We start from the raw sequence: 12,442 nt of genomic DNA, 5'->3' as shown, positions 1-12,442 counted from the left end.
TGGGCTTGAGCGCATCACACAAGTCGTCTGTGCACTCGAGGCGCAGCCCTTCACTCGGTCGCCTGCGGGGAATGAGCTCCGCTAATGGCTGATGTGCGATCCGGAAAAATATTGACCAGGGCCCGGGTTCTTCGCTATGCTCGTTCGGCTCAGCCGCTTCGGCACGTCGAGCTATCGCAGGGGCCAGGATGGAAACACGAGCGATTGAAGGCGACGACAGAGTTGAATACGGAACGTTCGAAGCTGCCGTTGAGCGAAGCAGGAAGATCGAGGAAGATCTTCCGAAGAATCCGAAGAAGTACCGCGCACTGACCGGAGACCGGCCGACAGGGAGACTCCATGTAGGTCATCTGTTCGGATCGCTGCAGAACCGGGTCAGGATCCACGAGCTCGGAGTGCCCACGTACGTCGTCATCGCCGATTATCAGGTTCTCACCGACAGGGATACGTTCGAGAACATCTCCGAGAACATGCGCCAGCTCGTCATCGACTATATCTCGGCCGGGCTCGACCCCGAAGCTGGCAATCTTGTGATATTTCCTCACAGTCATGTTCCCGAGCTGAATCAGCTCACGCTTCCATTCCTCACGCTCGTGACGAACGCGGAGCTCGACCGGAACCCCACGGTGAAAGAGGAAATTCAGGCTGCGGGCCTCAAGAGGATCAACGCGGGGATGTACGTGTACCCGGTTCACCAGGCGGCCGATATCCTCTTCTGCAAGGGAAACCTCGTGCCGGTGGGAAAAGACCAGCTCCCTCATCTCGAAATCACAAGGACCATCGCGCGCCGGTTCAATGACCGGTTCGCGAAGAGACAGCCGGTCTTTCCCGAGCCGCAGCCGCTGCTCAGCAAAGCTCCTGTCATCCTCGGGCTCGACGGCTCCCAGAAGATGAGCAAGAGCAGGGGAAACGCCGTGATGCTCAGCTCCACGGAAGACGAGACAGTGGCCCTGATCAAGAAGGCGAAGACCGACTCCGACCGCGTCGTCACGTTTGACCCCGAAAAGAGGCCTGAGGTGTCCAACCTGCTTCTCCTCGTGTCGCTCGCGACCGGGGAAGATCCGCATGCGGTGGCCGCGCGGATCGGCGACGGGGGAGGCGGCAAGCTCAAATCGCTTCTCGCTGAGACGCTCAACGAGCTCCTCCGCCCGATCAGGGCGAAGCGGCGTGAGCTCGAAGCCAATCCCGACTACATTCAGTCGGTTCTCCGCAATGGAATCAGGGACGCGCGCGCGGTGGCTGAACAGACCCTCGGCGAAGTCCGCCGTGTCATGAACATGGAGATATGACTGTCGTGCGCCCGGCCAGAAGCAGGGCGGGCGCGACGCCGCTCGTGTCCTCGTCGCTCCCCGCGGCGTCCGCAGCGCCGCCATGGCGTCGCCACGCATCACCGCGGCGCTTCATCGGCCGGTACGGCGGCGAACGCGTGCGCGACGCCTCCGCGAGGTGATCCCGCTCTGCCCGGCGCGCGGTCAGGCGTCGTTCCCCGCCGCGCGCCGCCATCGGTCCTCGCGGCGCAGGGCCCGCCCCTCGCGCTCCAGCTTGATCAGGTGTGCTTCCAGGCTCAGCCGCGCGAGCGGCCAGACGAGCGGCGCCGTATCCGCGTAGGCGATCGGCAAGAGCGCCTCGATCGACGTGCCGCTCGCGCCGCCCTCGCCGCCCGCGCCGGCCGCCTCGAGCGCCGCGAGCACCAGCCGCTCCCGCCCAAGCCGGTGCGCGATGTAGCGCCGGAACAGCGCCTCCGGCGCGTCGATCGGCCCGCCGTGGGCCGGCAGCGCGACCCGCGCCCCGAGCCCCGCGAGCCGATCGAGCTGCGCGAGGTACTCCGCCATGTCGCCCTCCCGGGGATCGATCAGGATGGTCCCCTCGCCGGCCACCATGTCGCCGCAGACCAGGGCGCCCTGCGCCTCGTCGAGGAAGCAGAGGTGGTCGGGCGCGTGCCCCGGCGTGTGGAGCACCCGCAGCGCCGTCGGCTCCGGCCCGCCGAGCCGCACCACCTCCCCGTCCGCGAGGCGGCGCGCGAGCGGGACGCCCGGGAGGCGCGGGGCCGCCTCGGCGTGCCCCCAGACCGGCAAGCCGAGCTCGGCCGCGAAGAATCGCGCCCCCCCGACGTGGTCGGCGTGGTGGTGGGTCACCGCGATCGCCACGAGCGACCGCCCCTGGGAGGCGAAGCCGCGCGCCCAGGCGAGCCACTCGCGGCGCTCGTCCTCGTACGGCGTGGCCGGCTCGACGAGCAGCACCTCGCCGCCGCCGAGCGCGTAGCTGTTCGTGTGGGTCGCGGGCGGCAGGGTCGGCGTGCGCGCGGGGAAGGCCTCCACGCCGCGCACGCCGGGCCCGACGGGCTGCGGGCGGATCACCGCTCCACGACGACCGCGAGCGCCTCGCCGCCGCCGATGCAGAGCGTGGCCAGGCCGCGCTTCGCGTTCCGGTCCTTCATGGCGAAGAGCAGCGTCGTCAAGATGCGCGCCCCGCTCGCGCCGATCGGGTGGCCGAGCGCGACCGCGCCGCCGCGGACGTTGACCTTCTGGGCGTCGAGCCCGGAGAGCTTGTTCACCGCGAGCGCCACCACCGCGAACGCCTCGTTCACCTCGAAGAGGTCGATCTGGTCCGTCGGGATGCCGAGCTTCTTCGTTGTGTTCGCGATGGCCGCGGCCGGCGCCGTCGTGAACCACTCGGGCGCCTGCGCGGCGCCGCCATAGCCGACGATCCGCGCGAGCGGCGTGAGCTTGTGCTCCTTGACGGCCCGCTCGCTCGCCAGGACGAGCGCGCTCGCGCCGTCGTTGATCGACGACGCGTTGGCCGCGGTGATCGTCCCGTCCTTCTGGAACGCGGGCTTCAGGGACGCGAACTTCTCGGGCTTGCCGGCAGGCGGGCCCTCGTCCTCCTTCACGATCACGGCGTCGCCCTTCTTCTGCGGGACGGAGACGGGCGCGATCTCCGCGGCGAAGAGCCCCTCGCGCTGGGCCGCGACCGCGCGGCGGAAGCTCTCCTTCGCGTACTCGTCCTGCGCCTCCCGCGAGAAGCCGTGCTCCCTGGCGCACGCGTCGCCCGCGGTGCCCATGTGGAAGTTGCCGTACGGATCCCACAGGCCATCGTGGATCATGCCGTCCACGAGCTTGCCGTCGCCCATGCGGTAGCCCGAGCGCGCCTGCGGGAGGTAGTAGGGCACGTTCGACATCGACTCCATGCCGCCGGCGACGACGACCTCCGCGTCGCCGAGCGCCACCGTCTTCGCGCCGAAGAGGACGGCCTGGAGGCCCGAGCCGCAGACCTTGCTCACGGTGGTGGCCGGCACCTTGCTCGGGATGCCGGCGAAGATGGCGGCCTGCCGGGCCGGAGCCTGCCCGATACCGGCGGACAGGACATTGCCGAGGAACACCTCCTCGACGGCCTCCGGAGACAGCTTTGCCCGCTCGAGCGCCGCCCGGATGGCGACCTCACCCAGGCGGGGGGCGGGCAAGGGCGAGAGTGCGCCCTGGAACGCGCCGATCGGCGTCCGGGCCGCTGCGACGATGTACACGGGGACGGGCAGGGTCATGATCTCCTCCAGCAGCGCTGATGCCATTTCATTCGATGACGCCAGCCATGCGCCTTGCGAATGTGCCTTGGGTACCTCGGTTGGCCTGGGGGGGCAAGCCGGCCCCGGGGACGCTCCGCTGTCTGCGGGGTCGCGCGCGCGGTTGCCTGCGCGGTTCGTTCGGTTCGCGGGTTCACATCGATCGCCCTCCTGCCTCGCTCCGCCGGCCGGGCTCTTCGCGACGCTGCTCCTCGCGATTTCCTCGAGATCGTGTGTTCCCACCCAGCCGCCGCGCGCCGTGCCTTGCGGGTCGGGCGCCGCGGCTGTGCGCAGGCGCGCGAAACCGGGAGTGGAGCGCAGTCGTCGTGCGGCCGCTCTCGGACGGAACCAAGCTCCGCCCGAGCCGGATTCGGGCTGGCCCTGAGCGTCCGCGCCCTCCGGCCCGAGGCCCCGTCGACTCGTCGCCTGGGCGCGGCGCGCGGCGCGCGGCGACGCTGGCGCGGGCCGGGGGGCGCTATGTGGTACGCCGGGGACGTCGCGTGATATCGTGCGCGCCGATGGGGAAGGGGGGCTGTCCTCCCTGCGCCCGGGCGGACAAGGAGCGAACGAGCGATGGTGAATGCAGGCGATCGTGCCCCCGATTTCTCTCTCGAAAGCGACAGCGGTAAGACGGTGGGCCTCGCGGATTTCCCGGGCAAGACGGTCGTCCTCTACTTCTATCCAAAGGACGACACCCCCGGCTGCACGCGCGAGGCCCAGGCCTTCTCCGCGGCCCTGCGCGCCTTCGCCGAGGCCGGCGCCGTCGTGCTCGGCGTCTCCCGCGACTCCGTCGAACGCCACCGGAAGTTCAGGGACAAGTACGATCTCGGGGTGACGCTCCTCAGCGATCCGGATCTCGCCGCGCACAACGCCTACGGCGTCTACGGCGAGAAGTCGATGTACGGCAAGAAGGTGATGGGCACCATCCGGAGCACCTTCATCATCGGCCCCGACCGCGCGGTGAAGCACGCCTTCGGCGCCGTGAAGGTCGACGGACACGCGGACGAGGTGCTCGCGCTCGTGCGCGGAGGCGGCGGCCGCGAGGCGCCGCCCGCGCCTGGAGCACGGGCGCCCGCGAAGAGCGCGGCCAAGGCGCCCGCGAAGAGCGCGGCCAAGGCGCCTGCGAAGAGCGCGGCCAAGGCGCCTGCGAAGACGCGATAAAGGACCCCGTGAACCGTCGGACAACGACATAGCCGACTCGCGGCGTGCGGGCTGTCGATCGCCTGATGGATGGCATCGCCAGGGCCTCCGGCGCGGGGGCGGCGGGCTCGCCAAGCTGGACGGGCCCGGCGCTTCATGAAAGAATCTGTGCCGTTGCTTGCAAATCGATGAAACTACCACGACACCAGGGCTCATCTCTCGATCCGCTTCGTGGCAGGTGGAGCGATGAGCGCTGGAGCGAGGGAGCGAGGGAGCTGGATCATGATGTTGAAGCATCCGATGCTACGGACTTTTGCTTTGCTGAGCTGCCTGTCCGCGATCGCCGCGTGCGGCGATGACGAGCCGCCGCCCAAGGTGACCGAGGGCGACGGCGGCGGAGGCAGCGGGGGGGACGGCGGCGGCGGCACCGGCGGCACCGGCGGCGTGCCGGTCGAGACGTGGGATCTCGACCGCAGCAAGCCGCTTTCGGACGTCGCTCCGGAGTTCACGGAGGCGGAGCACCCGCTCGCGCCGGGCGCCGTGCTGGCCGATCTCAAGGCCCCGCTCCCCACGAACGCCACCTGGATGAACTTCGCGCTCGGCCAGGGCGATCAGCGGATCAACGCCGCGCCGTACGACCTCAAGGCGGTCGGACAGGCGCTGTCGATCTCCCGGCCCGGCGTCGTGGTGGAGAGCGCGTCCGTCACCTCGGCGGACCTGACGCAGCTCGCGCTCAGCGCGCGCCAGGCCTTCGCCGGCCACACCGTCAAGTCGGCCGATCTCCTGTCAGTCACCGTGGAGTGGGCGGCGCAGGGCGGCACGATGACGGCGCCCATCGTGTACGGGATGCCGTACGTGACGGCCACGTACGACGGGCTCGCCCCCTCCGTCCGCGCCGGCGACGGCGTGGCGATCACCGAGGTCAACGGCGAGTCGACGAGCCCCACCACGGTCACGGGCGACCGATTCGAGATCACGCTCAACAACGGCCAGACGTGGGTGCTCTATGCGTTCCCCGAGATCAGCCTCGAGTGGGACGCCCTTTCCATGATGGCGGACGAGCCGTACGAGGGCTCGCTCCGCCTCGCGCTCGTCCCCGGGCCGAACGCCGCGGCCGTGCTCGACAAGCACGCCGCCGCCATCCCGGTCGGCGGCGACATCGAGGCCTCGGTCACCGAGGACGAGGCCAGGGTGCGCTTCGTCTGGAAGGCCGAGGGCGAGGGCGATCTCCTGACCATGGCGCTGCCGCACCATCTGGATCACCTCGATATGTTCAAGGCGGCGGACGTCTCGTACCCGACCGTGATTGGCCAGATGAAGGGTATCTCCGGCGCGAGCTGGGAGCTCGAGTACCCGCTCAGCACGATCGGCTGGGACGCGCCGCGCCGCGTCTCGGACGACTGGGGCGATGATATCATCGCGGCCCTCGAGGAGGACAAGGGCTTCATGCCCGACGAGGCGGTCGCCGGGACAGACCCCTATTTCGGTGGCAAGCAGATCGCGAAGCTCGCGCGCCTCGCGCAGATCGCCGAGGTGGTCGGCAAGGCGGATCTCGCGGAGGAGCTCAGGGCGCGGCTCAAGTCGCGCCTCAACCCGTGGCTCAACGGCCAGAACGGCAACCCCCTCGTCTACGACACGACCTGGGGCGGCCTCGTGACGACCAACGGCCTGGCGGACCAGGCCGCCGACTTCGGCCAGGCGTATTACAACGATCACCACTTCCACTACGGCTACTTCCTCTACGCGGCCGCCGTGCTGGCGAAGAGCGATGAGGCGTGGCGCGAGGAGTACGGGGACAAGGCGCTCTGGCTCGTCCGGGACATCGCGAACCCGAGCACCAAGGACACGTATTTCACGCCGTTCCGCAACATGGATTGGTTCAGGGGCCACTCGTGGGCGTCAGGGCTGTTCCCGTTCGCGGACGGCCGTAACCAGGAGTCGACCTCCGAGGCCGTCAACGCCTGGTACAGCATGCAGCTCCTCGGCGAGGCGCTCGAGAACGAGGACGTGAAGAACCTCGGCCGGGTGCTCCTCGCCATGGAGACGGCCTCGGCGCAGACGTACTGGCAGGTGACCGCGGACAGCACCGTCTACCCCGAGCCGTTCAAGAACAACGGCGCCGTCGGCGTGCTCTGGTCCACGAAGGCCGACTTCGGGACGTGGTTCGGCCCCAACCCCGAGTACGTCTATGGGATCCAGCTGCTCCCGATCACGCCGATCTCGGAGTCGCTCATCTCCAAGGACTGGGTCCAGGACACGTGGCCCGTGATTTCGGAGACCACGCAGGACGCGGAGGACCCCTGGAAAGCGTTCCTGATCGCGGCGCACGCGACCGTCGACAAGGAGGCGGCCTGGGAGGACGCGCAGGCGCTCACCACGCTCGACGACGGTCTCAGCCGGACCGCGCTCCTCTACTGGATCGCCACGCGGCCCTGAGCCGGCCGCCCTCTCTCGCCATCGAGCTCACCGCGGCGCTGAGCCGGTCGACCTCTCAGTCGATCGGCTCGACCCGCACGTCGACGGCGAGGCGCTCCGCCCCGCCGCCCACGTAGATCGTGCCCGAGGTCGGCGTCGCGTCCACGTAGTTGCGCCCGACCGCGACGCGGATGTGATCGGTCTGCGTCAGGATCCCGTTCGTCGGGTCGAAGCCCTTCCACCCGATCTCCGGCAGGTACACCTGGACCCAGGCGTGCGACGCCTCGCTCTGCCGCTGGTTCTCGTGCTTCGGCCCCGTGTAGATGTACCCGCACACGTAGCGCGACGGCACGCCGAGCAGCCGCGTCAGGCAGATGAACAGGTTCGTGAAGTCCTGGCACACGCCGCGGCGGTTCGCGTACACGTCGAACGCCGTCGTGAACAGGTTGGTCGACCCCTGCTTGTACTCGTACTCCTCGAAGATCGACGCGTTCAGGTCGAGCAGCGTGTCGAGCAGATCGTAGCCGTTCCGCTCCACGAAGGTCATCGCGTACTCGATGAGCTCCGCGAGCTCGCTCTCGGCCAGCTCCGGCGGCAGGAGGAACGGCTGCAGGACCTGGCGCTGCCACGGCATCCACACGAGCGGGATCGTCGACCGCGCGCGCAGCGGGCGGAAGCTCAGCGGATCGGTGTCGAGCATCTCCACCCGCGACCTCGACTCGATGACGAGATCATGGAACGGCGTGTCGAGCAGCACCCGCCGCGCGCGGTTGCCGAAGACGTCGTCGTACTCGCGCTGCTGGCCCTCGACCGACACCTCGATCTCGTTGTGCAGGAGCGTCTGAAGCCGGTCGTGCGCCGGCGTCAGCCGCAGGAGGTGCGTGCTGCGCTCCACCGCGGTCGCGTAGTGGTACGACGTGCGGTGGACCACCTGGAAGCGGCGGACCGCCGCGTGCACGGGGCGCCGGACCGGCCGCGACGAGAGCGGCGGCGTGGACGACGACGGCTTGCGCCGGTCGGTGCGCGGGGACGCCGTGGCCCGGAGCGCCCCCTGCCGCAGCACCACGAGGTGCCCCGGCGGCACGCGCTTCCAGGACGCCGCCCGCCCGCCCGCGTGGACCTTGAGCTCCTCCGACGAGACGATGACGCCCTTGCGGCTCTTGACCCCCCGGCGCGTCAGGTCGACCTCCAGATCGTCGTCCCCGAACGCGAGGCGCTCGTACGGCGGCAGCACCTCCCACAGGAACGCGTCCCCCTCGCGATCGCGATCCGCGTAGACCACCAGATCGCGGCCGTCGGCCAGGACCGTCGTGAGGGGGCCGTGCTCGTTCATCTCGTCGAACCAGTCGCGCAGCACCGCCGGATCGATGTCGCCGATGCTCCGGAGGTTCTCCGACGCCATCCAGCGCATGAGCTCGCACAGGATGAGCTCCGTGTCCGTCGAGCCGACCGGCTGGAAGAGCGATTTCGGATCGACCTCGATCCGGTCGACGAGGCTGCCGCTGTGCGCGAACAGCCAGTCGCGCCCGCCCCAGCTCCGGCTGAACGGCTGCGTGTTGGCGTCGTTGACGCTGCCCCACGTCGCCGTGCGGATGTGCAGCACGAGCAGCGACGACTCGAGGTGCTCCCACGCCTTCACGAGCTCGCTGCGGATGCTCCCCTGCGGCGGCGCCGGCTCCTTGAGCACCGAGGCGCTCGGCTCGCCGCCGGGGTAGTAACCGATGCCCCAGCCGTCAGGCAGTTTGCGCCCGGGGCGCAGGCAGGTGAGATCGAAACATGGGGCGAGCTCGCCCTCGAACGACATCGCGAGGAGATTCGGCATGGGTGCGTCGGCGACTCTGGCGGCTACTGGCTCGTGACCGTGGGGCTACTGTCGGGCGGCCCGTAACCGAGCAGCTCGCGCCCGATACCGTCGCAGATCATCGCCGTCTCGTCGACCACATGGGTGAGCGCCGCGTGGACCGCCATCGGGTCGAACGCCTCGGTGGCCCTGTCGGCCACCCACTGGTGCAGGAGCTGGAGCCGCTCGAGGCTCTCGCCGCCGGGGAGCGCCACGCTGTCCGGCGGCCGGATCTCGCAGAGGCGCGCGAACGCCGCGTGGACGCAGTGCCGGATCGAGCGCGGGAAGCGCGGCTCGTACAGGAGGAACTGGGCGACAGCCTGCTCGCTCACCTGACCCTGGTTGAGCTTCATGAACGGCTCGAACCCGGAGCAGGCGCGGAGGAGCGAGAGCCAGAGAGCCGTCTCCACGACCCGGTGCTGCCTGCGCAGCGCGCCCTGCGCCTGCGCGCTCATCTCCGACGGCGACGGCGACGGAAGGTTGGTCAGCGCGTGGTGGTGCACGTCGAGCGTGCGCGCGGTCTGCCCGATGCGCTCGAGCAGCACGCCGAGCCAGATGAAATCGAGCGGCGTGTCGTTGAGCATCGTGCTCTGCGTGAGCCCGAGGCAGAGCTGTGTGAGCTGGCGTACTCGCCGGTAGAAGGCGTAGCGGCTCGACCTGAACTCCTCCCGCGCCTCGTCGCTGTTCACCCAGAGGTGGAGCTCGTTGACGGTCTCCCACACCTCGAGGCTGACGACCTCCCGGATCGACCGCGTGTTCCAGCGCGCGGCCGAGATCGAGCTGCGGAGGCTCGTCGGGTTGTCCTCGTCGAAGCTCATGTAGCGCTGCACGAGCTCGCCGTCGGCCGCGGCCTCCTCGCCGTGCTCGGCCCCGAAGTGCGCCTTCTGCCCGGCCACGATGATGACCGGCAGCCAGCACTGGTGCGCCGGGATCTCGGCGTCGAGCGCGAGGTTCTGCGTGACGGCGAGGATGCGGGCCATGTTCTCGGTCCGCTCGAGGTAGCGGCCGAACCAGAAGCAGTGATCGGCGACGCGGGAGATCACGGGGCCTCCGGGGGGGCAGGTCCCGGCGCGGCGCCGGGAGGGTCGTTGTTCGCGGCGGCGGGGCTCGCGTCGGAGCCGCCGATCGAGGGCGTGCGCTGCGCGCTCTCGCCTGGGCCCTTCAGGACCCAGGTGTCCTTCGAGCCCCCGCCCTGGCTCGAGTTGACGACGTAGGAGCCGGCCACCAGGGCGACGCGCGTGAGCCCGCCGGGCAGCACCCACGCGCCGTCGCGGCCCGTCAGCACGTAAGGGCGCAGGTCGAGCCTCCTCGGGACCGCGGTCTTCGCGGTCGGGTCCCAGGTGGGGCTCGTCGAGAGCTCGACCCGGTGCTGGGCGATGTAGCGGCGCGGCGTCGCTTGGATGCGCGCCCGGAACTCGTCGCGCTGGGCGGCGGTCGACTGCGGCCCCATCAGCATGCCGTAGCCGCCGGCCTCGTCGACCGCCTTGACGACCAGCTGGTCGAGGTGGTCGAGCACATAGCGCCGGTCGTCGTCGCGCATGCAGAGGTAGGTGGGGACCTGCTCGAGGACCGGCTCCTCGCCGAGGTAGTAGCGGATCATCTCCGGCACGAAGGGGTACACGGCCTTGTCGTCCGCCACGCCGTTGCCGGGCGCGTTCGCGAGCGCGACGTTGCCGGCGGCGTAGGCGTGCATCAGGCCGCGCACGCCGAGCATGCTGTCAGGGCGGAAGGCCTCGGGGTCGAGGAACGCCTCGTCGATGCGGCGGTAGATGACGTGGACCCGGCGGGGGCCGCGCGTCGTCCGGACGAAGACCTCGTCCTGATCGACGAACAGGTCGGGGGCCTGCACGAGCTCGAGCCCCATCGTGCGCGCGAGGAAGCTGTGCTCGAAATAGGCCGAGTTGTAGGGCCCCGGCGTGAGCACGACGGCGCTCGTGCCGCTCGGGCTCGCGGGCGACACCGAGCGCAGCGTCTCGGCGAGCCGGGCCGGGTAATGGTCGACCCGCTGCACGCGCGCCTTGTCCAGCAGGTGCGGCAGGACGCGCTTGCTGATGAGCCGGTTCTCCAGGACGTAGGAGACGCCGGACGGCGTGCGGAGGTTGTCCTCGAGGACCCGGAAGGTCCCGGCCGGATCGCGGATGATGTCGACGCCCGCGATGTGGATGCGCACGCCGCCCGGGGGCCGCAGGCCGTGGACCTGCTTCAGGTACTGCCCGGAGCCGAGCACGAGGTCCCGGGGGACGCGCTCCTCCTTGAGGATGCGCTGGTCCCCGTAGACGTCGTCGAGGAAGAGGCCGAGCGCGCGGACGCGCTGCTCGAGGCCCCGCTCCATGTGGGCCCAGTCCGCCGCGGAGAGCATCCGGGGGATGAGGCAGAGCGGGAAGATCTTCTCCGCGCCGCGCTGATCCGCGTAGACCGAGAACGTGACGCCCTGGTTGAGCAGGGCGAGCTCCGCGAGGTGCTGCGCGCGCGCGAACTCGTTCGGCGCGAGCGCGCCGAGGAGCGTGGCAGTGCGCAGGAACTCGGGGCGAGGAGCGCCGTCTCGACCAAACAGCTCGTCGTAGGCGCCGGGGAGGGGAGTGTAGCCGGCGAAGAGGCCGGCACCCGGGTTCTCTAACAACACTGGAGTGAAGCTACCGCTGGACGGCCCTGGAGGTCCATGGGCCATTTGCGCTTTCTGCCGCGATGGAGGCAGTGGCGCGGTCGGCTGATCGACTCGGCCTACTCGGCGTCGAGGATTTGCCGCTCTCTTGAGCGCGTGAGCTCGTCGACCGCGGCGAGGAAGGCGTCGTAGTCGATCGGCTTGGGCAGCACCCGAGCGACACCGAGGCTCGTCGCGTCATGTTTTGAAGACGCGGATGAAACAATGACTGGTATACGGGCCGTCTTCTCGTTGTGCCGGAGCGCCGTGAGCAGGCCCCAGCCGTCCATCACCGGCATCATGATGTCGACGACGAGCAGATCCGGCGGCGCGATCTGGTCGAGCAACGCCAGCGCCTCCTCGCCGTTCGAGGCGCAGCGCACCTCGTAGCCGCCCTCGCTCTCCAAGATCATGCTCACGACCTCCTGGATGTTCGGCTCGTCGTCCACGACGACCACGAGCTTGGCGCGGCTGTTCGGCGCGCTCGATCGTGTTCGTACTTCTGCGTTGCGCCGCACCGTCCGACCTCCGAGCGTATCGACAAGCATGCCGTTCTCCCTCGCGCTCTCCGGACCCCGAATTCTCCGGATGAACGAGAGTATTCCCCACGCGCTCCGTTCCGTCGCTGCGTGGAATCCAAGATTGAAAGCTCAGGAGACTCCCGAAAGCGGTGGGGGCCGCACGCTTGCGGCATTACGCCCGAACCACGATCGGGCGCGCGGCGCGACCAGGACATCCACGCGCGCACGCCCATGACACGCGCGTGTCGGCCGCGCGGACGCGCGGGCGCGGGAAAGTTGGCCATTCCCGAATTTCCAGGACGAGCGCGCCCTGCGTCCGCCCTGCGTCG

9 protein-coding genes are annotated in these 12,442 nt (G+C 69.7%); 3 read left to right on the top strand and 6 right to left on the bottom strand.

Going from position 1 to position 12,442, the window contains the following annotated elements; all coding sequences use genetic code 11:
• The first annotated feature begins 188 nt into the window (after positions 1-188).
• Positions 189-1,289 (top strand): tryptophan--tRNA ligase, encoded by a 1,101-nt coding sequence (gene trpS, locus WME73_RS39630; RefSeq protein ID WP_437912994.1) that lies wholly within the window; start codon positions 189-191, stop codon positions 1,287-1,289.
• 183 nt (positions 1,290-1,472) lie between these two features.
• On the opposite strand, the gene WME73_RS39625 is transcribed toward trpS, so the two are convergent.
• Positions 1,473-2,357, bottom strand: a complete 885-nt coding sequence (locus tag WME73_RS39625; protein ID WP_437741447.1) for an MBL fold metallo-hydrolase — start codon at positions 2,355-2,357, stop codon at positions 1,473-1,475.
• Positions 2,354-3,538: an acetyl-CoA C-acyltransferase gene (locus WME73_RS39620; RefSeq protein WP_437748087.1), complete on the bottom strand. Its 1,185-nt coding sequence runs from the start codon at positions 3,536-3,538 to the stop codon at positions 2,354-2,356. Before WME73_RS39620 ends, WME73_RS39625 begins: the two co-directional genes overlap by 4 nt.
• Before the next feature lie 591 nt (positions 3,539-4,129).
• Here WME73_RS39620 and WME73_RS39615 point away from each other — a divergent pair.
• Both WME73_RS39615 and WME73_RS39610 read left to right on the top strand, forming a co-directional pair.
• Positions 4,130-4,717, top strand: a complete 588-nt coding sequence (locus WME73_RS39615) for a peroxiredoxin (protein ID WP_437912993.1) — start codon at positions 4,130-4,132, stop codon at positions 4,715-4,717.
• Positions 4,718-4,978: 261 nt separating this feature from the next.
• On the top strand, positions 4,979-7,132 hold the full coding sequence (locus tag WME73_RS39610; RefSeq protein ID WP_437912992.1) for a glucan endo-1,3-beta-D-glucosidase: 2,154 nt from the start codon (positions 4,979-4,981) through the stop codon (positions 7,130-7,132).
• A gap of 55 nt (positions 7,133-7,187) precedes the next feature.
• Here the strand turns inward: WME73_RS39610 and WME73_RS39605 are convergent, their stop codons facing one another.
• From WME73_RS39605 to WME73_RS39590, 4 genes are read right to left on the bottom strand one after another with little or no spacing between them, the layout of a single operon-like run.
• Positions 7,188-8,933, bottom strand: coding sequence for a class II glutamine amidotransferase (locus WME73_RS39605; RefSeq protein ID WP_437741444.1), 1,746 nt, complete (start codon positions 8,931-8,933; stop codon positions 7,188-7,190).
• A gap of 23 nt (positions 8,934-8,956) precedes the next feature.
• Positions 8,957-9,994, bottom strand: a complete 1,038-nt coding sequence (locus WME73_RS39600; RefSeq protein WP_437912991.1) for an alpha-E domain-containing protein — start codon at positions 9,992-9,994, stop codon at positions 8,957-8,959.
• Complete coding sequence (locus tag WME73_RS39595; RefSeq protein ID WP_437912990.1) at positions 9,991-11,619, bottom strand: circularly permuted type 2 ATP-grasp protein; 1,629 nt, start codon at positions 11,617-11,619, stop codon at positions 9,991-9,993. The genes WME73_RS39600 and WME73_RS39595 overlap by 4 nt, the downstream gene beginning before the upstream one ends.
• 53 nt (positions 11,620-11,672) lie before the next feature.
• On the bottom strand, positions 11,673-12,140 hold the full coding sequence (locus WME73_RS39590) for a response regulator (RefSeq protein ID WP_012239707.1): 468 nt from the start codon (positions 12,138-12,140) through the stop codon (positions 11,673-11,675).
• Positions 12,141-12,442 lie beyond the last annotated feature (302 nt).

Origin of the sequence: Sorangium sp. So ce302 (assembly GCF_051530145.1) — a bacterium.
Lineage (GTDB): Bacteria > Myxococcota_A > Polyangia > Polyangiales > Polyangiaceae > Sorangium > Sorangium cellulosum_B.
Note: the sequence above shows the minus strand (reverse complement) of the source record. Positions and strands in the feature narration are given on the sequence as shown.

Coding starts and splice junctions, on each gene's coding strand:
- trpS (WP_437912994.1), top strand. CDS start 189: ATGGAAACACGAGCGATTGAAGGCGACGACAGAGTTGAATACGGAACG.
- WME73_RS39620 (WP_437748087.1), bottom strand. CDS start 3,538: ATGACCCTGCCCGTCCCCGTGTACATCGTCGCAGCGGCCCGGACGCCG.
- WME73_RS39615 (WP_437912993.1), top strand. CDS start 4,130: ATGGTGAATGCAGGCGATCGTGCCCCCGATTTCTCTCTCGAAAGCGAC.
- WME73_RS39610 (WP_437912992.1), top strand. CDS start 4,979: ATGATGTTGAAGCATCCGATGCTACGGACTTTTGCTTTGCTGAGCTGC.
- WME73_RS39605 (WP_437741444.1), bottom strand. CDS start 8,933: ATGCCGAATCTCCTCGCGATGTCGTTCGAGGGCGAGCTCGCCCCATGT.
- WME73_RS39595 (WP_437912990.1), bottom strand. CDS start 11,619: ATGGCCCATGGACCTCCAGGGCCGTCCAGCGGTAGCTTCACTCCAGTG.
- WME73_RS39590 (WP_012239707.1), bottom strand. CDS start 12,140: ATGCTTGTCGATACGCTCGGAGGTCGGACGGTGCGGCGCAACGCAGAA.